Origin of the sequence: Ornithinibacillus sp. 4-3 (assembly GCF_040958695.1) — a bacterium.
Classification (GTDB): domain Bacteria; phylum Bacillota; class Bacilli; order Bacillales; family Amphibacillaceae; genus CALAMD01.
Genome location: NZ_CP162599.1, coordinates 1,655,342 through 1,680,269 on the forward strand (window position 1 = coordinate 1,655,342; position 24,928 = coordinate 1,680,269).

The 24,928-nt window shown below is 35.6% G+C and carries 23 protein-coding genes; 20 read left to right on the forward strand and 3 right to left on the reverse strand.

Features of this window, described 5'->3' with window-relative positions:
• Positions 1 to 204: 204 nt before the first annotated feature.
• The 8 genes from AB4Y30_RS07960 (at position 205) to AB4Y30_RS07995 (ending at position 10,345) form a co-directional block, all read left to right on the forward strand.
• Positions 205 to 1,812, forward strand: a complete 1,608-nt coding sequence (locus tag AB4Y30_RS07960; protein ID WP_368654950.1) for a CTP synthase — start codon at positions 205 to 207, stop codon at positions 1,810 to 1,812.
• A gap of 99 nt (positions 1,813 to 1,911) precedes the next feature.
• A complete protein-coding gene (gene glmS, locus AB4Y30_RS07965; protein WP_368654951.1) occupies positions 1,912 to 3,717 on the forward strand; it encodes a glutamine--fructose-6-phosphate transaminase (isomerizing) in 1,806 nt (601 codons plus the stop codon).
• A 281-nt stretch (positions 3,718 to 3,998) separates the two neighbouring features.
• Positions 3,999 to 4,535, forward strand: coding sequence for a DinB family protein (locus tag AB4Y30_RS07970; RefSeq protein ID WP_368654952.1), 537 nt, complete (start codon positions 3,999 to 4,001; stop codon positions 4,533 to 4,535).
• 683 nt (positions 4,536 to 5,218) lie between these two features.
• The gene (locus AB4Y30_RS07975; RefSeq protein WP_368654953.1) at positions 5,219 to 5,497 is read left to right on the forward strand and encodes a hypothetical protein; all 279 of its coding nucleotides are present in this window, start codon (positions 5,219 to 5,221) and stop codon (positions 5,495 to 5,497) included.
• 550 nt (positions 5,498 to 6,047) lie between these two features.
• Entirely contained in the window at positions 6,048 to 7,364 is a 1,317-nt protein-coding gene (locus AB4Y30_RS07980; protein WP_368652261.1) for an IS1380 family transposase, read from the forward strand.
• A 222-nt stretch (positions 7,365 to 7,586) separates the two neighbouring features.
• The gene (locus tag AB4Y30_RS07985; RefSeq protein WP_368654954.1) at positions 7,587 to 8,441 is read left to right on the forward strand and encodes an aldo/keto reductase; all 855 of its coding nucleotides are present in this window, start codon (positions 7,587 to 7,589) and stop codon (positions 8,439 to 8,441) included.
• Positions 8,442 to 8,850: 409 nt separating this feature from the next.
• The gene (locus tag AB4Y30_RS07990) at positions 8,851 to 9,636 is read left to right on the forward strand and encodes an SDR family oxidoreductase (protein ID WP_368654955.1); all 786 of its coding nucleotides are present in this window, start codon (positions 8,851 to 8,853) and stop codon (positions 9,634 to 9,636) included.
• A 391-nt stretch (positions 9,637 to 10,027) separates the two neighbouring features.
• Positions 10,028 to 10,345 carry a hypothetical protein gene (locus AB4Y30_RS07995; RefSeq protein WP_368654956.1) on the forward strand — a complete coding sequence of 106 codons (318 nt, stop codon included), beginning with the start codon at positions 10,028 to 10,030 and terminating at the stop codon, positions 10,343 to 10,345.
• Positions 10,346 to 10,406: 61 nt separating this feature from the next.
• Here the strand turns inward: AB4Y30_RS07995 and AB4Y30_RS08000 are convergent, their stop codons facing one another.
• The gene (locus AB4Y30_RS08000) at positions 10,407 to 10,835 is read right to left on the reverse strand and encodes an SRPBCC domain-containing protein (RefSeq protein ID WP_368654957.1); all 429 of its coding nucleotides are present in this window, start codon (positions 10,833 to 10,835) and stop codon (positions 10,407 to 10,409) included.
• 264 nt (positions 10,836 to 11,099) lie between these two features.
• On the opposite strand from AB4Y30_RS08000, the gene AB4Y30_RS08005 reads away from it, so the two are divergent.
• The 4 genes from AB4Y30_RS08005 to istB all read left to right on the forward strand — a co-directional run bounded on the left by AB4Y30_RS08005 (position 11,100) and on the right by istB (position 14,970).
• Complete coding sequence (locus AB4Y30_RS08005) at positions 11,100 to 11,549, forward strand: DUF1569 domain-containing protein (RefSeq protein WP_368654958.1); 450 nt, start codon at positions 11,100 to 11,102, stop codon at positions 11,547 to 11,549.
• A 301-nt stretch (positions 11,550 to 11,850) separates the two neighbouring features.
• Positions 11,851 to 12,294: an SRPBCC family protein gene (locus tag AB4Y30_RS08010; protein WP_368654959.1), complete on the forward strand. Its 444-nt coding sequence runs from the start codon at positions 11,851 to 11,853 to the stop codon at positions 12,292 to 12,294.
• Positions 12,295 to 12,754: 460 nt separating this feature from the next.
• On the forward strand, positions 12,755 to 14,254 hold the full coding sequence (gene istA / locus AB4Y30_RS08015) for an IS21 family transposase (protein WP_368652493.1): 1,500 nt from the start codon (positions 12,755 to 12,757) through the stop codon (positions 14,252 to 14,254).
• Positions 14,251 to 14,970 carry an IS21-like element helper ATPase IstB gene (gene istB, locus AB4Y30_RS08020; RefSeq protein WP_003320558.1) on the forward strand — a complete coding sequence of 240 codons (720 nt, stop codon included), beginning with the start codon at positions 14,251 to 14,253 and terminating at the stop codon, positions 14,968 to 14,970. The genes istA and istB overlap by 4 nt, the downstream gene beginning before the upstream one ends.
• A gap of 424 nt (positions 14,971 to 15,394) precedes the next feature.
• On the opposite strand, the gene AB4Y30_RS08025 is transcribed toward istB, so the two are convergent.
• A complete protein-coding gene (locus AB4Y30_RS08025) occupies positions 15,395 to 16,438 on the reverse strand; it encodes a hypothetical protein (RefSeq protein WP_368654960.1) in 1,044 nt (347 codons plus the stop codon).
• Positions 16,439 to 17,169: 731 nt separating this feature from the next.
• Here AB4Y30_RS08025 and AB4Y30_RS08030 point away from each other — a divergent pair.
• The 8 genes from AB4Y30_RS08030 (at position 17,170) to AB4Y30_RS08065 (ending at position 23,897) form a co-directional block, all read left to right on the forward strand.
• Positions 17,170 to 18,330, forward strand: coding sequence for a sensor histidine kinase (locus tag AB4Y30_RS08030; RefSeq protein ID WP_368654961.1), 1,161 nt, complete (start codon positions 17,170 to 17,172; stop codon positions 18,328 to 18,330).
• A complete protein-coding gene (locus tag AB4Y30_RS08035) occupies positions 18,308 to 18,940 on the forward strand; it encodes a response regulator (protein WP_368654962.1) in 633 nt (210 codons plus the stop codon). The genes AB4Y30_RS08030 and AB4Y30_RS08035 overlap by 23 nt, the downstream gene beginning before the upstream one ends.
• A 123-nt stretch (positions 18,941 to 19,063) precedes the next feature.
• Positions 19,064 to 19,996: an ABC transporter ATP-binding protein gene (locus tag AB4Y30_RS08040; RefSeq protein WP_368654963.1), complete on the forward strand. Its 933-nt coding sequence runs from the start codon at positions 19,064 to 19,066 to the stop codon at positions 19,994 to 19,996.
• A 16-nt stretch (positions 19,997 to 20,012) separates the two neighbouring features.
• Positions 20,013 to 21,272, forward strand: coding sequence for an ABC transporter permease (locus AB4Y30_RS08045; protein WP_368654964.1), 1,260 nt, complete (start codon positions 20,013 to 20,015; stop codon positions 21,270 to 21,272).
• The gene (locus AB4Y30_RS08050; protein WP_368654965.1) at positions 21,272 to 22,375 is read left to right on the forward strand and encodes an ABC transporter permease; all 1,104 of its coding nucleotides are present in this window, start codon (positions 21,272 to 21,274) and stop codon (positions 22,373 to 22,375) included. The genes AB4Y30_RS08045 and AB4Y30_RS08050 overlap by 1 nt, the downstream gene beginning before the upstream one ends.
• 77 nt (positions 22,376 to 22,452) lie before the next feature.
• Complete coding sequence (locus AB4Y30_RS08055; RefSeq protein ID WP_368654966.1) at positions 22,453 to 22,599, forward strand: hypothetical protein; 147 nt, start codon at positions 22,453 to 22,455, stop codon at positions 22,597 to 22,599.
• A gap of 30 nt (positions 22,600 to 22,629) precedes the next feature.
• On the forward strand, positions 22,630 to 22,983 hold the full coding sequence (locus AB4Y30_RS08060) for a VOC family protein (RefSeq protein WP_368654967.1): 354 nt from the start codon (positions 22,630 to 22,632) through the stop codon (positions 22,981 to 22,983).
• Positions 22,984 to 23,162: 179 nt separating this feature from the next.
• Positions 23,163 to 23,897 carry a MerR family transcriptional regulator gene (locus AB4Y30_RS08065; RefSeq protein ID WP_368654968.1) on the forward strand — a complete coding sequence of 245 codons (735 nt, stop codon included), beginning with the start codon at positions 23,163 to 23,165 and terminating at the stop codon, positions 23,895 to 23,897.
• A 132-nt stretch (positions 23,898 to 24,029) separates the two neighbouring features.
• On the opposite strand, the gene AB4Y30_RS08070 is transcribed toward AB4Y30_RS08065, so the two are convergent.
• Complete coding sequence (locus AB4Y30_RS08070) at positions 24,030 to 24,704, reverse strand: hypothetical protein (RefSeq protein ID WP_368654969.1); 675 nt, start codon at positions 24,702 to 24,704, stop codon at positions 24,030 to 24,032.
• Positions 24,705 to 24,928: the final 224 nt, after the last annotated feature.

Consider the following 24,928-nt stretch of genomic DNA (forward strand, 5'->3'; position numbering starts at 1 on the left):
TTCTTTTTAGCGTACTAAAAATACTGATTCTATACCGATAAACACGTCGATGATTCTTATTTGAACAGATAATCATTTGGTAAAAATAAAATAATTCAGAAAAAACAATTTTATCTTCTGGCTTGACTCATGATTTTTAAGCTTGTAATATGTGTGAATAATTTTTACAAGATTTCAGATCATGAAACAAGTGGAGGAGAGTAAATGACTACAAAATATATTTTTGTTACAGGCGGGGTCGTTTCAGGATTGGGTAAGGGGATTGTTGCCGCTTCTTTAGGACGTCTTTTGAAGGATCGAGGTCTTAAAGTTAAGATTCAAAAATTTGATCCATATCTTAATATTGATCCCGGTACGATGAGCCCTTATCAACATGGCGAAGTATTTGTAACCGATGATGGAGCTGAAACGGATTTAGATTTAGGTCATTATGAACGTTTTATAGATGAAAAATTAACTGTTAATTCCAGTGTAACTTCTGGAAAAGTATATTGGGACGTGCTTCATCGAGAACGAGATGGCGAATATTTGGGTGGAACTGTTCAGGTTATTCCTCATATTACAGATGAGATTAAGAGACGTATACGTGATAATAGTGACCCTAATCCAGACATCATCATAACTGAGATTGGTGGAACGGTGGGAGATATTGAATCACAGGCATTTATTGAGGCAATTCGTCAAATTGGTAATGATTTGGCTCGTGAAGATGTTATGTATATCCATGTTTCACTAGTAGTATCACTTCCTGGATCTAATGAATTAAAAACAAAGGCTACTCAGCATTCATGTAAGGAATTATTGTCAGTTGGTATTCAGCCAGATGTCATTATTTGTAGGTCAGATCAACATATCCCAAAAGATATTCGACGAAAGATTGCTCAATTTTGTAATGTATCACCAGAAAATGTAATCTCAAATTCAAATGCAAATATCCTTTATGAAGTACCACTGATGTTAGAAGCAGAAGGTTTGGCTGATGCAGTTACCAAAAGATTAAATCTTGGTTTATTAGAATCTAACTCTAAAGAATGGGAGAAGATGCTAGAAAGAGCAAAGACCTCAGACAAATCTGTAACCATTGGTTTAGTTGGAAAATATATTGATTTACATGACGCGTATTATTCTGTTATTGAAGCACTTACACATGGTGGAATTGAAAATGATGCAAAAGTAAATATTCGTTGGATTGATGCAGAAGAGGTAAATGAAAAAAATATAAAAGAAATGCTTCAAGGCTGTAATGGGATTATTGTACCAGGAGGATTTGGTGAAAGAGGGATAGAAGGAAAAATTTCTTCCATTCGTTGGGCTAGAGAGAATCATGTCCCGTTTTTTGGTATATGTCTAGGTATGCAAATGGCTGTAGTGGAATTTGCTCGTCATGTTGCGAATTTATCTGATGCACATTCCAATGAATTGAATCCATCTACGACAAACCCAGTGATTGATTTAATGGTGGAACAGCAAGAGGTAGAGGAATTGGGAGGTACAATGCGCTTAGGTGCATATGCTTGTAATCTCTTAGACAATAGTTCTAGAAGTTATCAAGCTTATGGAGAAGATATTATTTCTGAACGTCATCGTCATCGCTATGAATTTAATAATGCTTATCGTGATATGTTGACTGAGTCGGGTCTTTCTATTGTTGGATTATCTCCAGACCATCAATTAGTAGAAATTGTTGAATTAAAAGATCACCCTTGGTTTGTTGGTGTTCAGTTTCATCCGGAGTTTAAAAGTCGTCCAAATAGAGCACATCCTTTATTCCGGGATTTTGTCAAAGCTGCGGTGAATAATTCTAAGAAGTAATATTATAGGTATAATGGAATGGGCCCTGAGAACTGTTTAATAGTCAGTTGGAATGGGAATTATCTGATAGCAGAGACTTTCGTTAGGAGGAGTTAGAATATGTGTGGAATTGTAGGTTATATTGGAACACAAGATGCCAAGGAAATTTTATTAAAAGGTCTAGAGAAATTAGAGTATCGTGGCTATGACTCTGCAGGAATGTCTTTATTAAATGAAGAAGGAAGTCATTTATTTAAAGTAAAAGGACGAATTGATGCTTTGCGTCAAACAACAGACAAAACAGTTAAATCTACAATGGGAATAGGCCATACACGTTGGGCTACCCATGGAGTTCCTAGTGTAGAAAATGCTCATCCACACCAAAGTTTATCAGGGCGTTTTTCACTGGTACATAATGGTGTGATTGAAAATTATCGTCAATTACGAGATGCATATTTACAGGATATTCCTTTGAAAAGTGAAACAGATACAGAAGTGGTTGTCCAATTAGTTGAAAAACTTTATAAAGAACAAAATAGTGTGATAGAAGCATTTCAACAAACTATTAATCTCTTAAAAGGCTCTTATGCAATAGCTTTAATCGATGAACAAGATCCTGAGAAAATTTATGTAGCAAAAAATAAAAGCCCACTTCTAGTTGGATTAGGAGACAATGATTTTAATGTTATTTCAAGCGATGCAATGGCTATGCTTCAAGTTACTGATCAATTCGTTGAGATAATGGATGAAGAAATAGTGATTGTAGAACGTAAGAACATTACTATTCAGAAGCTTGATGGCAGCAAAGTGGAAAGAGATTCATTTATAGCTGAATTAGATGCAAGTGATATAGAAAAAGGAACCTATCCTCACTTTATGTTGAAAGAAATAGATGAACAAGCACTTGTGATTCGGAAAATTATTGAAGCATACCAGGATGAACAAAAGCAAATTCAGATAGAAGACACAACACGTAATGCGTTGAAACAGGTAGATCGAATTTATATAATTGCTGCAGGAACTAGTTACCATGCGGGGCTAGTAGGAAAACAATTCATTGAAAATCTAGCACGAATTCCGGTTGAAGTGCACATCGCAAGTGAATTTGCTTACAATATGCCATTATTATCTGAAAACCCATTATTTATTTTCATTTCACAAAGTGGAGAAACTGCGGATAGTCGCTCTGTGCTTGTCCAGATTAAAGAAATGGGTTATCCAACCTTAACCATTGTTAATGTACCTGGCTCTACTTTATCAAGAATGTCAGATCATACACTATATTTACATGCAGGACCTGAAATAGCTGTTGCTTCTACTAAGGCATATACAGCACAACTGGCTGTTCTTGCTATTTTAGCAGCAGACATGGCAAACACAAAAGGTATTCAGCTTGATTTTGATCTCCTGCAGGAATTATCGATTGTATCATCAGCAATTGAAACATTATGTGACCAAAAAGAGAAGATAGAGAGCATAACAGAACACTTTTTAGCGTCAACAAGAAATTGCTTCTTTCTCGGACGCGGCATGGATTACTATGTAGGTCTAGAAGGAGCCTTAAAGCTTAAGGAAATTTCCTATATACAAGCAGAAGGCTATGCAGGTGGAGAATTAAAACACGGAACCATCGCATTAATCGAAGAGAATACACCAGTTATTGCTCTAGCTACACAGAGTTCACTGAACGATTCAATCCGTTCAAATGTAGAAGAAGTGATTGCCCGTGGAGCAAATGTTTGTGTGATTAGTACGAAAGATCTAGAAGGAGATGCAGATTCATTAATTATACCAAAAGTCCTAGAAATTTTATCCCCACTTGTATCAGTAATTCCATTACAATTGATTGCATATTATGCAGCACTTCATCGTGATTGTGATGTGGATAAACCACGTAATTTAGCAAAGAGTGTTACGGTGGAGTAAGTTTGGTGGATTAAAGTGCCTATGTAATTTGAAATGAAATTTGATAAAAACAACCCTTTAAGCTATTGTGTTCTTAAAAGGTTGTTTTTTATTCTGAAAATAAAGTGAACTAACTGTGGCATTAAAATGAAAGTACGACGTTTATAAAAATGTTGCGATGGTTTATCCCTTTGGATATGATGATTCAAAAGGGTATTTTAACGGAAGACACTTATGCAACAAATGAACCATTTAACTGAATAATTGTTAAGGATAAAGAGGGAAAGAAGGGTTGTATTATCATGACCAATACTGATACAGCATTAAGGGATAATATTAGATTTCAATTTAGTATTTCTAGACAACTTCTCGAATACCATCTTTCATCATTAAGTCAGGATGAGTATATGTGGCGTTCCCCTAATAGTGGACTGTATATTCAAGAAGTAGATGGAAATTGGTATGCTGACTTACCTGAATCTGAAGCTTATGATATTGGTACACCAAGTATTGCTTGGACATTGTGGCATATAACATTTTGGTGGGAAATGGTTTTTAATCATTCGTTTGGTGATGGCACTCTAACCAAAGAGGATATAAATGTTAATAAAAATGTAGAATCAGTCAAGTCAACTATCAACTCTCTGATAGAGAGATGGGAAAAGACATTATCAAACGTAACAGAAGAAGATTTAAATAGTAAACATTACAGTAAATTCCCGTTTAATAATGAGGTGGAATTTCATAAATTAGCCTCTTGGCTAAATCTCGAATTAATGAAAAATGCTTCTGAAATTGGTTATGTTAGATTCGAATATGCATCATCATTTGATAGATAGAAAAGTGCACTTAGTAGCATGATATACACTCAAAAATTTTAGGATAAATAACTCAAGTGGAAATTGATCAAACTTTTTTATAAAAATTCTCCGGAACGAAATATTTTGAGAGCCTGTTTTAATCAATTTTTTTCAAAAGCAGACTCTCATCTTTTTATTAAATCAGGCTTTATCGCCCCATTTCGATCGGACTTTATTTTAAACCAACACCCTATAAAAAATTAACGTTAAAACCCGAATCTCCAGTGGAAATATTCTTGGAAGACCTTCGGGTTTTTTACGCCCAAATTGGTTAGAAAATCCAAAATTACTACCGCTTTATGCCTCCTATTTTTTCAATGGGTATATAATAGGGAGCACGTAATTTTTATGATATAATTCAATAAAAAATCAATCGTTTTATCCTAGCTTAATCCTGATCTATGCTATGCCTTGCTATTTTGCCAGAAACCTTTATTTTAACTGAAGCTGTGGAACGTGGGTTTGTCGTGATTGAATTATGAGATTTTTCTTTTGGTTATACGTAAGTAGAAAAGGGAATTAAGTTTATTTCTTACATAATTTACAAGATAAGAAGACATACAAAGAGAATTAGGGATGAAACTTAGGATGCCTTTATTTTTTTAAATCAATAAAGTTTTTGGAAATGAGATATTAATTATAAAAGTTAACGGAGGTCTACTATGGAGAACAAACAGTGTGACATAATACAGACAAAAGATGTTAAGGAAAAGAAACTAGAAGTGATTGACGGATTCACGATAAAGTATCATGCAAACGGTAAAACGATATGGTCAAAGGGGAAAATGATTGGAGATCAGACAGAAGGCTATTGGGAATGGTATCGTGCAAATGGAACTATAAAACGTTCAGGATATTTTGAAAATGGCGAGCCTGTTGGCGAGTGGATTACTTATGATAGCAAAGGTGAAAAATACAAAACAACTAATCGCGACAAGTAACAACTAATTGGATAGCTTCACTGTTATGTCTATAATAAATTAATGTTCCTTAAATAAAATTAATGTTAAAATCCGAAGGCCTTTCCGGTTATTTCCACCGGAGCTTCGGGTTTTTTTACGCCCAAATTTGGTAGGAAATCCAGTTGGCAGAGACATAATTTTCGTATCAAAATTTAGCAATATAGTATAAAAGTATGGGAGAGAAGCGATTAGTGTAGGATTTTTTTAATTGGGTATAGTAAATTATGGACATCATAGTGAAAGATGAAAACATGAAATGCTAGTATGTGACTTTGAGTTTGACGATTATCTGGCAGCTATTTTAAACAGAACTACTGTTTAGTGAAGACTGGTAGACGGGAAAGAAATATTTTTCTATCACTCTCAACTTACATTAACCTGAATTATTCATAGAAAATCGATAATAAACTGTTATCGCCTGTTTAATCAGCTTTTTTGCTAAAGATCTACTCATCTAAAAAGTGAAAAAAGAATCCATTTCTGCTAAGGTTAAAGCGCGAACAAATAACCAACAGAAAGGATTCTTATAATGGCTACTTTATCGCAATTAACGCTTGATTTCAATCACCAGATTAAATTGTCAAATAATGGAGGTTCCCTTTCTTCCGATACAGGTGAATTCCTCTTTAGAGAATTCGATGAAAGGATCGGTTTTTCAAAAACATTAGCGCAACATCTCCATTTGAAAGACGAGAGACTTTACTATGTTCATTCAAACGAAAATTTGCTCCGTCAAAAGATCTATCAAATCATTGCTGGATATTCTGAAGATGATGCTGCTGACCAATTGACAAAAGATCCTGTGTTTACTCAAGTGATTGGAACGGATGCGCTAGCTTCTCAACCAAGTTTATCCCGTTTTTTCAAACGGTTTGATCATCAATCGGTCGAACAATTAAATCAGGCCAACCAAGAACTTATGGACAAAATGCATCAATTCAGAGATTCAAAGGCACTTATCTTTGATTTGGATTCTACTCATTCAGATACCTATGGTAATCAAGAATCTGCGGCTTATAATGCCCATTATGGAACAATCGGTTTCCACCCACTGGTTGCTTTCGATGGGGTAACTGGTGACTTTATCAAAGCGAAGCTGCGTCCTGGAAATGTCTATACGTCAAATGGTGTGGTGGATTTTATTCAGCCACTTCTTGAACATTACAATGAAAAATTCCCAGAGACGACACCATTTGTTCGTGGTGACAGTGGTTTTGCAGTTCCAGCACTATATGATCTGTGTGAAAAAGAGTCCGTTTATTATGTGATCCGGCTCAAATCAAATGCGAACCTGCAACGATTGGCGGATGAACTCTATCCTTCATCTGTACCTTCTGATGTTACGAAGACGGAATGTTATTATGAAGAAACTGTTTATCAAGCAAAATCATGGTCAAAACCTAGAAAAGTGATTATAAAGTCCGTACGCCCTGCAGGTGAATTATTTTTTAACCATTCGTTCATGGTGACTAATTTAGTAGATGCCTTTTCTCCAAAGGATATCGTCCTTGCTTACCAAAAAAGAGGCACAATGGAGAACTACATCAAGGAAGCGAAGAATGGTTTTGGCCTAGATAAAATGAATAGCCATTCTTTCCAAGTAAACGAAGTAAGAATGATGTTGAGTTTACTCGCCTATAACTTAACCAACTGGTTGCGTACGCTTTGTTTTCCAAAAGAACAAAAAAAGATGCAAATAGAAACCATACGAACACGGATCATTAAAGTTGCCAGTAAATTAGTAAAATCAGGGCGATCCCTTTACTTTAAATTATCATCGAGTTTTGTTTACCAAAAATTCTTTTGGACAGTACTTCAGCGAATTCAGAACCTGAAACTGGAGTAAATCCATCAAGTAATGATCTTTTTAAAAATGTAATGTCAGATCAAGGGGGCAGTCTGCCCAAAAGCAGGCTATTTGCAATGGTTCATTTTAAAATCAAAACTAAGGATGCGAAATTACCATGATTTTTTAGTGGGAAGAGAAAATATTTGATATTGTCTTTATTCATGAGTTGATTTTAAAAGTGTGAATAATTCAGGATTAAATTTAAAAGGAGATGAGCTTTTGACTGTTGATAATAACGCTTTTATTCTAAATGATGGTTCAGTACTTCCACATATGGGATTAGGTACGGTCGGTATTGGAGGTGAGCGGGGTACATTAGAAATTTTAAGCGCCCTAAACCTAGGCTACCGTTTAATCGATACTTCAACAAACTATAACAATGAAGGTATTGTTGGTGAAGCTGTGCGTCGATCTGCACTCTCTAGAGAAGAAATTTTAATTAGTGACAAATTGCCCGGCTCTCACCATGAATACGATAAGGCGTTTATCTTTATTCAAGAATCTTTACGTCGCATGGGACTTAAATATTTTGACAAGTATTTAATTCATTGGCCGAATCCTAAAGACGGTAAATATGTAGAAGCTTGGAAGGCTTTAGTAGATGCTCAAAAACAAGGATTAATCAGAACTATCGGAGTTTCAAACTTTGAACCGGAACATCTTGATGATATTATCGCGGAAACAGGTGTGACTCCTGCTACAAACCAGGTGGAGCGCCATCCGTATTTTAATAATAACCGTATGGTTGAAGAAAATGAAAAACGGGGTATTCTTACCGAAGCCTGGAGCCCTTTTGGTCGAGGGTATTTGAATGATGTGCTACAAAATGCCACAATTAAAGAAATTGCGGATAAATACGATAAAACTCCGGCACAAATTATTTTAAACTGGAATTATCAGGCTGGCGTATTTGCTATTCCAAAATCGAGTAATCCAATGCATCAAAAAGATAATATCAATAGTACCAACTTTAAATTAGCTCCTGAGGATATTGAAACAATTGATTCATTGGATAAAGGGGAAGCTGGACGTGTAGAAGACCAGAATCCTAACGAATATCACGAATATGTGTAGCGAGGACACTATATGAGTTAGATATTCTTGAGCGATAGATAAAAGGCAGATCTGTTTTAAGCAGACCTGTCTTTTATTTTAAAAATGTACCGTTAACGTGCTTGTGTAAGAAAGATTAATTTAACTTTATCTTAACATAAAAAACACTGAAGCTATTTTTTAGGAGAGAGTGAAGCTGATATTCTGCTAATACATACAATCGGAGTCCAATGGTTGCCAAATCATCAGATGCTAGAGTTTAGTTTTCAACCAGATCAAATATTTAGTAGTGTAGGCGATTTCATACAATACCTACAAACTATAGATATGAACTACAGGTCTTTTACCTTTTAGACGTATTGAAAGCTGTTTGCTCTTCCTGTTATTGGGGAACCATATTGACATGCTATTTTAAATGGAGGAATTTAACATGGGAAAAACAATTTTCATTACTGGTGCAGGAACCGGACTTGGCAGAGGTGCAGCAATTGGTCTCGCCAAAAATGGTCATCGTGTGATTGCGGCTACAGAGCTGACTTCTCAAAAAACCGACCTCTTGCGGGAAGCAAATGACAAGAAACTGGATATAGAGGTGATTAAAGTCGATATAACGAACCCTATAGATCTGGGACAGATTGGGAAATATGACTTTGACATATTTGTTGCAAATGCTGCCGTTAATGAAAGAGGACCACTCGGGGAGGTGCCGATGGAACGATTTCGGGCACTTTTTGAGGTAAATGTTTTTGCAACGTTGGAAACAGTACAGATAGCTGCACGAAAGATGGTTGAAAAGGGGAGCGGGAAAATCGTTATCATGAGCTCAAGATCTGGAGTTATCGCATCTCCAACAAGCGGCCCTTATGAGGCTACAAAGCATGCGATTGAAGCGATTGCCCGTACCTTGCAGATGGAACTGAAAGGATATGGAGTAAAAGTTGCCACCATTAACCCTGGTTCCTTCAAGACAGGTTTTAATGATCGTTCGGCTGAGGAGCTATGGAAATGGTACGATGAAGAGGAAAATTTTACGAAAAAAAAGGATATAAAAAAGGCGGAAGAAGGGTTAAAGAACCAGTTTGATCCTAAAGATATGATTGCGAAAATGGTTGAAATCATTCCAGCTGACCATCATAAATTCCGTACCGTCTATCCTCAGCAAACGGAAAAAGAGATGAAGCAAGAAGAACAGAAGTGGTGGGATGTGGAAATTTAAGGGAGAAGCTATAGGAAAGAGAAAACTTTGACTTTATTTGATCCCCTTTCAAAATATAAAACAATATCAAAGCTCTATCTTTCCTCCCGCACTTAGTTTATATTTGCGAGCTTTTTTAATCAATAACCATAGCAGGAAGAACAGTCCCAGGTAACCGGATAACGGATACAGTACTGACAGTAATTTTCCATAGCCCACTTGACCTATCAAAAAGATGACAAACAGGATTATCAAGACAGCATGCTGATAAATGGGCTATTCAAAACAGAATCCGATTATTACTAAGGTTGCAGAGGGTCTGAAACTTAAAAACCAACACTGGAAAGCAAGTAGATATGCAGTATACGACGATATTAGGAATACTGCCTTGTTGTAAAAAGCTGGTGTATCCATGTCTGCAGCAGCCATTAAAAAGGCAAATCAATATTTACTTAATCGACAACAGATGAAATATGGCGATTGGAGTATCCATAAACCTTGTGGATGGAATTTCTCCAATACCAATAAGTTTAATTCCAATCTGGATAATACAACTGTTGCGTTAAGGTCTATTCATTCTTTTGCCCGTAAAGATCCCGTCTATCGTCAAGCATGGGATCGTGGGATTCATTGGCCGGTTTCCATGCAGAATGATGATGGTAGCTGGCCTGTTTTTGGGAAAAATGTAGATAATACGTTGCTTAATTATAATGTTAATTTTAGACCATAAGTAAACCGGCCATGGTAAAAGGCGGTTTACTTAGTAGAATCAGCAGTATAACTTTAAATGATTAAAACTTCCGTTTATGAAAAGGGATACCCTCGCCATCTTCACAATATGATTTGAGACTATAAAGGAAAATAGCCCAGTTGTAGTTACAGGAGCGATAAAATGGTGTTACTTCTTTCCAGTCCATATGACGCAAAGTGATAAAAGATTTTCCGTTCTTCTCTTGAATATCAAAGGAAATAATCGTACCAATCCATTCTGGGTCTGAATCTATACACTGCCAAACGACTTTTTTATTAGTGATCAATTCCTCTATTTTCATCTTAGTTATATCATTGCTACCAAATCGAAATTCATTAATAAAGCCAACCTGATTATTAACAACGAGTTCATTCGTCCATATTTCTGCTAGTCCTTTAGCAGTGGTTAGAGTTTCATACACTTTGGACGCTGGTACATGTACAGTTTGCAAGTGCTCAATATTCGCCATTCCTTACTCCTTTCTAACTGCGATAATTTGTGTTTCATGCTTATGATAACATTTGATGGATATAATTGTTTCTTTTGGATTGCTATGTTGCAGCTGCAATTATGTCAAGCGACTCTGGCGAATTTGGAGAGGAAAAATATTTTATATTTATATATTAAAGGTTTTACTATGATATTATTATTTTGAGATATTAGAGAAAATTACTAGCTAAATCAGCAACAGAATAAATGAATTTTTCATAGCGATATAAAGGGAGATGCATAAATGAAAAATATTTTTGATCCATTGCACACAAAAGAAATTTTAGATCGCATTGACAAATTAAGTCCAAATTCAAGACCCCAATGGGGAAAAATGGATGTTGCTCAAATGTTAGCTCATTGCTCAGCATTCCAAGATATTGCAATGGGAAATTCCGTTCCAAAGAGGGGTTGGTTGGGCATATTAATAGGACCGTTTGTGAAATCACTTTTTTACAATGACAAGCCACCAGCCCACAATATGTCTACTATCCCAAACATTTTGATTACAGACGAAAGAGAATTTGAAACAGAAAGAGGAAAACTGAAAGAAAAAATTATAATCTTCCAAAAGAATGGACCGGAGAAGTGTACTACCCATCCCCACGCTTTTTTTGGCAAACTTACTTCTGAGCAATGGGGGAAAGGCATTTACAAGCATCTTGACCATCATTTAAAACAGTTTGGAGTTTAGTTAGTATTTATTAATATAGTGAGGTGATTATTATGGATGAGTTACTCACGCAAATAAAACATAAACATGGAAGGATAATGGAGGGAAGACAATAAAACATTCTTACTTTGTAGAGTTAGATAAATAAATTTTATAATTTCTGTGTTATTTTTTCTCAATTATCTTGGGCACTGCTCCCTTTGTTTTTGTATTCAATGGTAGTTTACTGCAATAAATAGTGAGGATTTTTTAGTAAGACGAAAAATAGTGATAGGTATAATAGAAGAAGCAATAAGTAATATGAAAGAGAGTTGAATTTGTTATGGATAATCAAATAACTACAAAGTTTATGATACTCAAGTCAGCTAATGAGGTGTTTGAAGCGATAGTAGATCCTGTGAAAATAGGAAATTTTTGGTTCTCATCGAGTTCTGAAAGATGGGAACAAGGTAAATCCGTTACATTAAGATATGATGAATACGAGGCAGAAGGTGTTATCAACGTACTTGAAATCGAGCTAAACAAGAAGATCGTATTTTCGTGGGGTGAAGAATCAGGTGAGGAAACGATCGTTACCATTACATTAAAAGAGCTTGATAAAGAGAGTACACTTATTGAAGTAAACGAATCAGGCTTTCATAAACATGATCCTGAAATAGTAAACAAAATGCTAGGACAAAAAGAAGGTTGGGTATATATGTTAGCTTGTTTAAAGAGCTATTTGGAACATGGAGTTAGTGATTTAAGAGCATCATTAATTCATTAGCCTTAAAAAACTTTTTATTGTCTTGATAAAAAATAACAGTGCTTAAATAAACATTCCCAAACCCGAAGGTCTTCCCAGTTTAATTCCATCCAACCTATGGATTTCTATGACCAAATTTCGGTAGAAAATCCATAGGATGTGAGAATTTGGGATGCAAGCGTCAAGAGAGTTTGCCAAGAAAATCATATTATAAAAATATATCTACGCAAAAAATATGATATTATATTTCAATAAAAGAATTTTCAAATCAACGATATATCAAAATTAAATAATAAACAGAGGAGGATTCTCTAATGAGTAACATGATTGTTTATGGCAAACTAAATATGTAGGGAATGGCAGTTAATTTGTGTAGGGCCCGGAGGGCCCTACACAAATTAAAAAAGCCACTTGTCAACTTCTCAAAATAACTTTAAACTCCTCGTTGGACCAACAACGTTTAACAGGAGGCTATTAGGAGATGTTAGCAGTGGCACAAATTGATTATATCAGACATGAAGTGAATCAAAAAGGTGGAACTTATTCCAGTGTGGCAAGAAAGATGGAGCTGGATCCTCGTACAGTTTCTAAGTATGCGAATCAAGAAGAGTTTCCAGTAAAAAAACCACAGAAAAGAAGCTCTAGAGTGATGGATCCAGTGAAGCCTATTTTAGATAAGTGGATTCGAGAAGACTTAAAAAAGAAAAAGAAGAATCATAGAACTGCCAAAAGAATGTACGAGCAGTTAGTTAAGTTTCATAGCTTCGAAGGTTCTGCACGTACAGTTCGTGACTATGTTTCAAGAAGGAAGAAAGAGCTAAAAGAATATATAGAAGGAGCTTCATTACCTCTTGAATCCATACCAGGAACAGCACAAGTTGATTTTGGTACAGCACCCTTCTTATATGAATCAGAGATAATAGACCTACCGTATTTAGTGATGTCATTTCCGTACAGTAATTCATTCCTGTTTCAGGTATTTCCTTCGGAAAACACTGAGTGTTTACTAGAGGGTCTACAACGTATGTTTCACTATATGGGTGGTGTGCCGACAACGATACGATTCGATAACTTATCCCCCGCTGTGAAAAAGATAAAAGGTAAGGGTGAACGTGAACTCACTGATACATTTGAACGTTTTGTCTTACACTATGGGTTCAGTTACGAATTTTGTAATCCTGGGAAGGGGAATGAAAAAGGACACGTTGAAGCAATGGTGAAATATGTTCGAAATAACTTCTTATTACCCGAGTGCACCATAGTGGATCTCGACCAATTTAATGAAACACTTTGGCAATGCGCAGAGGAAGACCGAAATCGTCCACACTACTTAAAAGAAACGCTTCAATCAGAGTTATATAAGGAAGACAAAAAGGAATGGCTTATCCTTCCTGAGAAGAAGTTTGAATGTGTGCGTTATCAGGAAGTGAAGGCAGATAAATACGGGATTATAAACATCGATAACAAGGAATATTCAACGTCGCCTAGATTTGCCAAGCAGCGCATAAATATTTGTGTAACCTATAACTCTATTATTGTATTGAACGAAGAACGTCAGGTTATTGTAAAGCATTCTCGTTTATATGGAGTAAAAAGAAGGTCGATGAACTGGCAACCATATTTACACTTACTATCAAAACGTCCAAAGGCAATTAAATATTCTAGTTTATATGACCAATTTCCCCTTGAATGGTCCAACTTTTTAAGAGATTGTACAGAAGAAGAGCAGAAAGAAGTTTTACGTCTTTTAGCTACGCTCTTAAAAAATGATGATTTTACTTTATTGAATGAGGCATTAGAGTTAGCTTCTTCACATGGTCATCCTAGTGCGGATCAAATCAAGCATTGTTTCTATTCTCTACTAAATCAAGGTACATCTTATGAGGCGATTACTCCTCGTCTTAATGTTCCAACAGTACCTAGCGCAACTCGTGGGCTTTCTCATTACGATGCTTTCTTTCAAGGGGGTACGAGTGAATGAACGAGCAAATACAAGCCTACGCAAAGCGACTAAAGTTAAGTTGGATTAGAGAGAATTTTAATCAAATAGAAGCAGAAACAAATGAAGAGTACCTATTAAAGCTTTTTGAAAAGGAAGTCCAAAATCGAGAAGAAAGAAAAGTTAATTTATTACTAAGTCAAGCTCAGCTACCGAAGACAGGTTCTACTCCTTTCCAATGGGAACATATACAAATTCCACAAGGAATTGAACGTACAGCTGTCATTAATGGTGACTTTATTAAGGAGAGGGAAAACCTTATTTTATACGGTGGTGTCGGTACAGGAAAGACTTATTTGGCAACATTACTATCCTTAAATGCCATACATAGATTTGGCAGCCAGGTAAAGTTCTATACAGTGGCAGGCTTGGTTAATAAACTAATTGAAGCAAACCAGAAAAACACTCTACCAAAGCTGATGAAACAAATCGAAAAGCTAGACCTTTTAATACTTGATGAGCTCGGCTATATTCCGTTAAACAAAGAAGGAGCAGAGCTTTTATTTCAAGTGATTTCTATGTGTTATGAAAACCGAAGTATAGTGATTACAACCAATCTTCAATTCGGTCAATGGAATCATGTTTTTGGCGACCCGATTCTAACAGAAGCTGTCATTGACCGCCTGATTCACCATTCTCATTTACTTGTTTTTAAAGGAGATAGTTTTCGTTATAAAGAGTCTTTATTGCATCAATAATTTGAAGTGACAAGTGGCATGCATATTTAAATGCCATTTGGTACATTTTTTAATTGCCAAATACAACATGATTGCGTATCTTTTTGGCAGACTTTTAGGAGCATTTTTACTTTCTTTATTGCTTACTGGAATTTGGAGTCTGATCTACCGTGCGATTAAAAAGAAACCCATGCCTAAATTTTGGTTAAAGCTCTTTATTATTGCTGTTCTTCTAACAATAATTTCGATGGTAGGAGTAATGAATCAACAGAATATATAAAATATAGATACTCGTTTAATTGATGATGTAAGCTGAACAATAAAACAGAAGTTTATAAGTATTTTAGACTTTACTCCTAGGTCGTGGTTGCCAATTGAGTTACTCCTGGTAGAACTCAATCCATGATGATGAGAATAGAAAGAATGCGTGCCAAGTAAAACTTCTTTATTTTTCAGGAACTTTTATAATCAACAAACATAGCAGAAAGAACAGTCCCATGTAACCGAATATCGGATATAGTACTGACAGTAATTTCCCATATCCCACTTGGCTGATTAAAAAGATAACAAATAAGATTATCAATACAGCATGTTGATAACGGAGATGGAATGCCGACTGCAGCTGACGTGTAATTCCAAAGACATTCCCAACAACCGTATTGAAAATCTCGCCGTAAATAACGATTAAAAACAGGACGTGAATAAGAGTTCCAAAATGTTGGACGACTTCAGCCATAGGAATTTCATAATGAAATGTGTCCGGAAAGACCGATAATGAAAAATGAATCGATAACAGGATAAAGAATAAAGTCAGTCCACCCCAAAACCCGCCCCAGCGTAAGATATGTTCATCCTGAATTTCTTTTCCCAACGGTACAAGGACAACCTGTGCTGTCATCAGATTAAATGCTGCGTACGCAAAAGGGGATCCTGCCCAAGAAAGGTTGTCCGATAACTGAACAGGAAGGAGATTTTTTACCAGCAGATGCGGATGCTCGCCCGCAATAGAACTAGCTACAAACAGGACGAAAAGGATCATTAATGGAACAATGTAGGAGTTGATGGCGAATAAGCCGTTTAGCCCTTTCAACACGGTGATGTAAGAGAGAATAAGCGTAATGATAATTCCCAATTGAATTGGAAGGCCAAGCTGTTCATGAAAAACAGCGCCCGCCCCTGAAAGCATGACCGAAGTGACACCAATCACGACGAAGAAGATAAAAAGATTAACCGCTCTGGCAAAGTTGTGGCCGAAGAGATACTTATTTAATTCCTGATAAGAATAGGCCCCGATTCGAGCGGATATAATCATTATTTTAGTTCCAATCAGAATAAAAAATAGTCCGCTGATTGCAATGCCAATGGATCCTAAAGCCCCATAGACACTAAAAAACGTGACAATTTCTTTCCCTGATGAAAAACCTGCCCCCATAACAGTTCCGACATATGTTGCAGCTAATAGCAATATAGAAATTTTTCGATTCCGCATCACGCCACCTCATCATCATTTCTATGATAATGGAGGCGGGTAAAGACCAGCTTTTCAAATTTTAATCTTAAAAAAGCGAAAAACTTTCCAAACAAAGACGAGGAACAATATATATCAAAAATGAATAAGCATGATTTCAATCTAGATGATACAATTACTTTCAGAAAATCAATTGTTGGAGGAACTATAAAAGACATGACCAAAATCTCAGACGGTTTTCTTCTGCTAAAAATACATTAAAGTTCGACAAACAGATTAAGTCCCAGTAAGTAATTTTAGCTAGTAAGTATGAAGCTGGTATTGGTAAAGTAAATGAAAAATACTGAACTAAGAATTGGCTAAATCTCTCCAAATTGTATTCAAAACGATTTTCCTAACCCATTTTTAATCAAACTTTATTACTACTCTTCAATTTTGTAGGTTGCAAATAAAGTTGCGTCATTTTCCCCCTTTGGATATTATTATTTAAATGGTGTTTTTATGTCGAACATTTAAAGTCGAGAAGTGGAGCTAAGGTTAAAAGTTCCAGACGTTTCTTCTTTAGATCAATCAATAAGATGAAAAGGGATAAAAATCAGTAAACAACATGAGTTTTTAGTGAATTTAAGACATAACTACTTTTATATATCTGAATTTTCCGATGGTATCTTGGACTTTATTAGTGCCTTGAAGGAATTTTGATTTGGACGCTAATATGCACGATATATTAGTAAGAGAAATGGAAGGTGTGTATGTATTTATATTGGATATGGTTCTTGTTTCATGTAGCGACATGGATGTTAGGTTTTGTATATTTCGGAGATAATATTTCAGAAATGACATGGAGGCTACTTGGTTTATCGATATTTTTTATTCTATTCTTTATCATGCCTCTAGTTAGACAACATCCAATTATTATTACGTTTTTGCTTTCTATTAGTTCAGTAATTTCTGTAATTACGTTATTTCCAATGCAGCAGGAAAGTTTTAATCCGTTTTTGTTGCTTATTTTATCTTTATTGATTGGAGAAGCTTACTTTCGGTTGTCAAACCGTCTGGCCAGTATTGTCGCTGGAGTTTCTGTAATCGGAGTAATAGTTATCCTTTTGAATATAGTTCCTTCAATATCTATCATTAGTTTAATTTTGCTTTATCTTATTCTCTTCTTTGCTGCCGTTATCCTTTTTAAACGAACAAAGAATGATAGAGATGATCTTTTTGCCAGATATGATGCGTTGCTTAGTGAATATCGAAATATAAAAAGACGCCTTGCTTCTGAAGAAGAAACAGCGAGGCAGGAGGAACGTGTACTGATTGGTCATGAAATTCATGATTCTGTTGGTCACAAGCTGACTGCTCTCCTTATGCAGCTTGAAGTATTTCGGTTACAAGCTTCAGAAAGTGATAAATTGCATGTTGAATCGTTGAAGAAACTTGCAAACGAAAGCTTGGAAGAAACACGAAATGCAGTAAAAATGTTGAAAAGCAATGATGTTGGTGGGCTTCCAGGAATCTTACGTTTGATTCGTAAATTGGAAACAGAAAGTTTTATTCGAATCCATTTTTCAGTGAAGCATGGCGCATTTGCGGCACCACTTACTGGAGAGCAGTCCTTTGTTATCTATCGTTCTGTTCAGGAAGGATTGACGAATATTATGAAGCATAGTAATGCTAGAGAGGCAGAAGTTATGTTTGAAACGCCTGGGGGCAGTGTTTTTCGTTTTGAAATTAGTAACCCTGTAAAAAATGATAATCGATTTCAAGAAGGTTTTGGTCTAGCTTCCATGCGAGAACGGATTGAAAAAGTTGGTGGCGAGCTATATGTGGAGAAAACAGATGGTCAATTTATTGTTCGAGGTTTATTAAAATTAGCGGAGCTGGGGGAAGTTTATGATTCGAATACTACTAGCTGAAGACCAAGTGATGGTACGAGAAGGATTAAAAATGATGATGGAGACGGATGAGGAAATAAAAGTAACTGGAGAAGCAAGTAATGGGAAGGAAGCAATCGAGCTTTGTGAGAAGCAGTCATTTGATTTAATTATTTTAGATATTCGTATGCCTGTGATGGATGGGATTGAAGCTGCCAGAACGATTCAGAGTCGCTGGCCAGGGTCAAAAATTTTAATTTTGACAACTTTTGATAATAATCAATATGTGATGGATGCTTTAAAAATTGGTGTTAATGGATATATCCTAAAAAATGCTGATACAGATTCATTGATCCGGTCGATTCGCAGTGCATTACAAGGTGGATTAGCTGTAGAGGATCAGGTTGCTGCCAAGGTTATGCCACTATTACTTAACCAACAAGAGGAGAAAACCGTTGATCCGTCCTTAACACCTCGAGAACGTGCTATTTTAACGTGCATTGGAGAAGGGCTTAATAATAGTGAAATCGCAGAACGACTTGGGTTATCAGTAGGGACAGTGAAAAATAATACAAGTCAAATTTTAAATAAATTAGAACTGCGTGATCGGACACAATTAGCCATTTATGCCATTCGACATAACCTTGTTTGAGCATCGTAAAAAATAAAATGACTAAAGTAATCCTTATTAAACATGTTAGTGACTAAAGACAGTAGTGATGCTGTCTTTATTTTTGTATGCTTTAAATACAATCAATTAAGGGAGTGTGTCCAGATGATCGAAACGATTAAGTTAAGTAAAACATATAAGGGCAAAAATGCCGTAGACGAAATTGATATCTATTTAGATGAAGGAGAGTCAGTCGGCTTACTTGGTCCAAATGGAGCCGGGAAATCGACTACAATTTCCATGATATCCTCCTTACTGAAACCAACTTCCGGTGATGTAAAGCTATATGGTAAAAGTACGATTAAAAATCCCGCTGAAATTCGAAAGGTTCTTGGTGTTGTACCACAGGAAATTGCATTGTATGAGGATCTTTCTGCTTATGAGAATTTGAAGTTTTTCGGCGAAATTTACAAGGTGAAAAAAAATAAACTTGAGCAACAGATTCAAAATGTACTTGAAATGGTTGGATTAAAGGAGCGGCAAAAGGAACTTGTAAAAACATTCTCTGGCGGGATGAAAAGAAGAGTGAATATCGCAGCCGCATTGTTACACAATCCGAAAATCCTTATTTTAGATGAGCCAACTGTCGGAATTGATCCACAATCGAGAAACCATATTCTTGAAACGGTTCGTAAATTGAATGAAGAGAACGGGACAACGATACTATATACGAGTCATTACATGGAAGAGGTAGAGCAACTGTGTAAACGGGTCTATATTATGGATCACGGCAAAGTGGTAGCTTCAGGAAGTAAGGCAGAGCTATTAAGCATCCTCTCGAGTGAAGATACGATTCAAGTAAATTTAAGTGAAACAAGTGATAAATTGATTGAGAAGATCCGGTCAATAGAATATATCCGTCGTGTAGATGAAACAAGTGAAGGAATCCGAATTAGTGCAAAAAAAGGGACTAACATACTTAGTGATTTAGTTCGTACGGCAGAAAGTGAAGGGATTCAATTAACAAATTATCAAATGGAAACACCCAGTCTTGAGGATGTATTTTTACATTTGACTGGTCGAACATTAAGAGATTAGGAGGAGGTAAAGGAAGATGCGTTCATTTTTGAAAAAAGATTTACTTGTCTTTTGGAGAGACCGTAAAGAAGTGCTTATTTCTTTATTAGCACCAATTGTGCTGATTATTGTTTTAAACTTTGCCTTCTCTGGTTTATTTGGTGAGGATGCTGAAGTATTGGATATTGATTTAGGAATTGTTTTAGAAGATGATGAGTCTCTTGGGCTTGAGCAGTTTACGGAAGCCGTTTTAGAAATGGATTTATCGGAAGAAGAAAAGACAGGGATAATAGAGCAGGGATCATCTATTTCTCCAAGCGGCTTAATGACATCCTTTTTTAATGATCCAGAATTAAGTGGATGGATTACGACAAAGCAATTAAGTGAAGAAGAGGCAAAGGAAGAAGTTAAGAACGGGAATTTGGATGCAATTGTTAAGATTCCAGAAGGATTTACGTATAGTGTCCTAAGTAAGCTTATGCTTGATCAGTCTGCAGAGGTTGATCTTGTTCTCCAGATTGAAGAGCAATCTACAGAATCGGATACTATCAATAACATCATTTCAAATTATCTCAATACTCTTAACTTTCAATTTGCACTTCAAGGTGTAACGGACGGTGAATTACAGGAACTAGTATTGCCTGAAGGTGGTAGAGAAGTAGTTGAAGGAGCCGAGTCGTTTGGTATTTCGCAATATTTTACAGTTGCAATGAGCTCTTTGTTTGCATTATTTATAGCTTCAACTGTTGCAATGAAGACTACCATGGAAAAAAGAGAGCGCGTATTCAACCGGATTATATTAACGAATACAAATCCAATTTCCTTTTTAATGGGAAAAACTATTTCTACTTTCGGCTTCACATGGTTACAATTAATGATTGTATTTGGAGTATGTCAATTGCTGTTAAATGTGTTTGCAGGAAAATCAATGGCATTTTGGGTTGGAGCCATCGTAATTATAACGTTCTTCTCCTTAGCAGTAGCCGGACTATCCGCAGTGTTCACGACAATCACATTAAATCTAAGTAATACAGATGCAGCTAATGGAGCATTTAATTTGGTCATTATGTTACTTGCTGCAGTTGGTGGGAATTTATTTCCGATACAGGGACTACCAGAATGGTTACAAAGTGTTGGGGAATGGACACCGAATGGATTGAGCTTGTCCGTTTTTATGCAGTGGGCGCAATTCGGTGATCCTCAGACTTTAATTATTCCGATGGTGAAGTTATTTATGTTTTTTATTGGTTGTCTTATCATTGGAATATTTCTATTTCCTAGAAGGGGGAGAGTATAATGTTCCCAGTATTTAAGGCGCAATGGAGGAAAGATAAACGGAAGCCGTTGTTAGTTATTCTTTTTCTTGTAGGAAGTATTGCATTAACACTTATTTTTTCGAGTAATAATATGACATCCCAAACAACTATAGCGATATTTAGTAATGAATCAAATAGTAGTGATGTAGTTGATAAATGGGAACCTTTATTAAATCGCAGTGAATCCTTTAATTTTGTTATAGTAGATGAAGAAACTGCACGTACGGATGTGTCAGAGGGGAGAAGAGACATAGCAATTAACTTGATGGAGCATGATTATCGATTCATTACAGCCTATGATATTCCAACCCTACCACTGATTGATCAGTACGTTAAAAAGATATTTATAGAGGAAGCGCAAATTGAAGCAGCAGCAGGTTCACAGGAAATTGATGAGATTAAGAATTATGTAGAAGGCTATTTGGAAGATCCACCATTGCAAATTCATACGGAATCACTGGATGGAGGAGAAGTATCTAATCATGATATGGGGATTCAGTTATTGTTTGGATTTACGCTTTTTATGACGATGTTTACCATTGGATTTAAAGTGAATGGAGTCTTGTCAGATAAGGTAAGTGGAGTTTGGAATCGAATGATTTTATCACCTGTAAGTAAGACAGGAATGTACATGGGACATCTTCTTTATAGTTTTTTGGTCGGATTTATTCAGATCACTGTTGTATTTGTGATTTTCCACTATTTACTGAACTATGATTTAGGTAATAATTTCGCTATGCTTCTTGTAATAGCTGCAGTTTATGCACTGAGTATCGTTAGTATGGCGATGTTAATAACAGGGTTTGTGAAAACACCAGAGCAATTTTATATGATTTACCCTTCTGTTGTACCAATTATTCCTGTTATTAGTGGTGTTTATATGCCACCAGGAACAATAAGTAACACAGTTCTCTTGTTTATTGCCGATTTATTTCCGTTGACACATGCAATGGAAGCGATGATGGGTGTTACGTTATACCATGCAGGCTGGAATGAGATTGCTTTGTCATTAGTACTAATGCTTTTAATTGGTGTCATCTGCATGGGGGTAGGAATTAATTTGGTAGAACGAAGGAAGGATTGAAAATTTAAAAACGTGATGAAGGCATGATGTACACCCCAGAAGTTAGACCAAAAATCTGACTTCAGGGGTGTTTTTGTATGGCAAAATATGATTTAACATTTAAATTAGCTGTTATTAGAACTTATTTAAATGGTGATGGGTATCTTATAATCGGCTCTTGTATCATCATTAAGACTGCCTGTATTAAAGAGCAGGACATTATATTTACTATGTGGAATATTTAATAAAGATAAAAATTTAAAGGAGGGGTTTTTATGAGAAATCCTATTTTAAAACAAATCGGAACAGTATTTATCCCTGTAAGCAATATAGAGAAAGCAAGAGATTGGTACTGCGATATTTTGGGTTTGAATACAGATAGAGAAATTCAATTTGGTCATCTTTATGTTATACCCATGGAAGGTACAGGGATAGTTTTAGATAGCAGAATTTATTCAGAGGAGAGAGTATTTAGAACTCCAGCATTCCATTTTAATACAGAAAACATTGATGAAGCATTTCGGTTTATGAGTAATAAGGGCGTTAATTTGATTACTGACATTGAAAATAACCATTATTTTAATTTTAAAGATCCTGACGGTAATATATTAATGATTTGCAGATGCTAATTTTTAGTTAGCAGATAAAAATTTCACAGAAAAGATTAAAAATGTTTCTAATCTTGTTAATACATAAAAGTTAGAGTCTAGCTTTCGGAACCTAACTATTTTTAATTAATATCGAAATAATTGTTGACTCTTACCTTAGGTAGGAGTCTATTGTTTATTTATAGGGAGGTGACTTCAGTATGCTAACAGTGAAGCAAGTGGCTGATTTGACGGGAATAACGGTCAAAACGCTCTATCATTATCATAAGATCGGTTTGTTAGAGCCTAGTAAAATTACTGATGCCGGATATCGATTTTATGGAAAAAATGAACTAGAAAAATTACAGCATATTTTGTTTTATAGGGAATTAGATTTTTCATTGAAAGCCATTCGAGAAATATTGTGTGAAAAAAAGAACCGTTATCAAGTTTTAATGGAACAAAAAGAACTGTTGGAGAAGAAAAAAGAGCAAATCAGCCTTATATTAACTACGATCAATGAAACTATTTATTTTGAGGAGCGTGGAGAAGTGATGGATGAGCAAAGTATGTTCAAAGGATTAAACAAAGAACAATGGCAGGATCAATTAAAAGAACAAAATGAGTATTTAAAAGAAAACTATCAATATGAAATTCCTACAAATGATGTAAACAGTGAAGAATTAGATGAGTCAGCAAGGGAGTCAAAAGCATTTATGGATAAAATGGCTTTTGCGTTAAAACAAGGATGGCCGGTGGATGATCCAAGAGTGAAGCAGCAGATATCTGATCATATCTGCTATATCAATGATTATATTATGGAGTTAGATTCGAAAGGTTTTGTGGAATCTACATGGTTTTTTATTACTGATGAATTTCATAAAAATATGCTGGAAGAGCAACAAATTGGCTTAAGTTATTATTTATATGCTGCTTCTGTGAATTACGCGCAGTAGGTTTGGGATTTGAAGAATAGGGATGGAAGCTATAGTAAATGAATTGATAAAGCATTATAATGGTTTTAAAAAAACAGGGTTGCTCTATATAATGAACACCCCTGTTTTAATTTGTAATATAATAATTTTTGATTAGTGAATATGTAGTTTATCAATCATATTTATAACCTCTTTATCATTACCTGGATCAATATGGATGAGCTCTGTATTTTCAATAATATCTTCTCTTTCTTTTTGGATATCATCAGCAGTAACATCATCAGGTCGAGACATGCCGCCATACCAGCGATATGGGATGCTATAGAGATTAATTGAGCCATTCCCATTTCCATTATAAGTTATTATACCATCGACTATTCGGGAACCTCGTAGCTGAATAACATCTTCAGGATAATTAACATCAATATCATCTTCCTCTGGATTCAATGATGATCCGGCTGGGATATGTGTCACGTCTATTTCTTCTACATCTTGATTTGCTCCAAGCTGCAACCACACACGAGCATATTCGATTTCTTTAGAAGAATATCCGGATAATGGATTATCTTCCGGATTGCTAGATTTGTTATCAGCGTTACTTTCATTCTCGTTTTCGGACACAGACTCTTTAGCAGATGTGTCATTAGAATCTTCTGTTGTAGACTTTGATTCATTCTCGTTTGTTTCTTCCTGATTATTCGTTTCAAGAGCGGCATCTCTTTCTGAATCGGCCTCTGTTTCTTTTGAATTATTATCGCACCCAGCCAACAGCGAAATAAGTATTACTAGAGTAATATTAAAGATAAAAACTTTTGTAAATCCTTTCATAATGTAATACTCCTTTTTGTCTTGAAAAATTTGAGGGTATTTTTAAACATGTGCTAAATATGACTAGAAACATTTCACATCACTATCTTCTAAAAACCAAACAGATAAACCAACCAACTGAGATTACATCATAGTGAAGCAAACTAGTTAAATCTCTTGGAATTGAACTATATCGTAGTAAAAGAAGTAATAAAAATATCATCATTATCAAGGCTTATTCTCTC

Bases quoted from the DNA above. Each gene is read 5' to 3' on its own strand.
- AB4Y30_RS07960 (WP_368654950.1), top strand. From the start codon at position 205: ATGACTACAAAATATATTTTTGTTACAGGCGGGGTCGTTTCAGGATTG.
- glmS (WP_368654951.1), top strand. From the start codon at position 1,912: ATGTGTGGAATTGTAGGTTATATTGGAACACAAGATGCCAAGGAAATT.
- AB4Y30_RS07970 (WP_368654952.1), top strand. From the start codon at position 3,999: ATGACCAATACTGATACAGCATTAAGGGATAATATTAGATTTCAATTT.
- AB4Y30_RS07975 (WP_368654953.1), top strand. From the start codon at position 5,219: ATGGAGAACAAACAGTGTGACATAATACAGACAAAAGATGTTAAGGAA.
- AB4Y30_RS07980 (WP_368652261.1), top strand. From the start codon at position 6,048: ATGGCTACTTTATCGCAATTAACGCTTGATTTCAATCACCAGATTAAA.
- AB4Y30_RS07990 (WP_368654955.1), top strand. From the start codon at position 8,851: ATGGGAAAAACAATTTTCATTACTGGTGCAGGAACCGGACTTGGCAGA.
- AB4Y30_RS07995 (WP_368654956.1), top strand. From the start codon at position 10,028: ATGTCTGCAGCAGCCATTAAAAAGGCAAATCAATATTTACTTAATCGA.
- AB4Y30_RS08000 (WP_368654957.1), bottom strand. From the start codon at position 10,835: ATGGCGAATATTGAGCACTTGCAAACTGTACATGTACCAGCGTCCAAA.
- AB4Y30_RS08005 (WP_368654958.1), top strand. From the start codon at position 11,100: ATGAAAAATATTTTTGATCCATTGCACACAAAAGAAATTTTAGATCGC.
- AB4Y30_RS08010 (WP_368654959.1), top strand. From the start codon at position 11,851: ATGGATAATCAAATAACTACAAAGTTTATGATACTCAAGTCAGCTAAT.
- istA (WP_368652493.1), top strand. From the start codon at position 12,755: ATGTTAGCAGTGGCACAAATTGATTATATCAGACATGAAGTGAATCAA.
- istB (WP_003320558.1), top strand. From the start codon at position 14,251: ATGAACGAGCAAATACAAGCCTACGCAAAGCGACTAAAGTTAAGTTGG.
- AB4Y30_RS08025 (WP_368654960.1), bottom strand. From the start codon at position 16,438: ATGCGGAATCGAAAAATTTCTATATTGCTATTAGCTGCAACATATGTC.
- AB4Y30_RS08030 (WP_368654961.1), top strand. From the start codon at position 17,170: ATGTATTTATATTGGATATGGTTCTTGTTTCATGTAGCGACATGGATG.
- AB4Y30_RS08035 (WP_368654962.1), top strand. From the start codon at position 18,308: ATGATTCGAATACTACTAGCTGAAGACCAAGTGATGGTACGAGAAGGA.
- AB4Y30_RS08040 (WP_368654963.1), top strand. From the start codon at position 19,064: ATGATCGAAACGATTAAGTTAAGTAAAACATATAAGGGCAAAAATGCC.
- AB4Y30_RS08045 (WP_368654964.1), top strand. From the start codon at position 20,013: ATGCGTTCATTTTTGAAAAAAGATTTACTTGTCTTTTGGAGAGACCGT.
- AB4Y30_RS08050 (WP_368654965.1), top strand. From the start codon at position 21,272: ATGTTCCCAGTATTTAAGGCGCAATGGAGGAAAGATAAACGGAAGCCG.
- AB4Y30_RS08055 (WP_368654966.1), top strand. From the start codon at position 22,453: ATGGCAAAATATGATTTAACATTTAAATTAGCTGTTATTAGAACTTAT.
- AB4Y30_RS08060 (WP_368654967.1), top strand. From the start codon at position 22,630: ATGAGAAATCCTATTTTAAAACAAATCGGAACAGTATTTATCCCTGTA.
- AB4Y30_RS08065 (WP_368654968.1), top strand. From the start codon at position 23,163: ATGCTAACAGTGAAGCAAGTGGCTGATTTGACGGGAATAACGGTCAAA.
- AB4Y30_RS08070 (WP_368654969.1), bottom strand. From the start codon at position 24,704: ATGAAAGGATTTACAAAAGTTTTTATCTTTAATATTACTCTAGTAATA.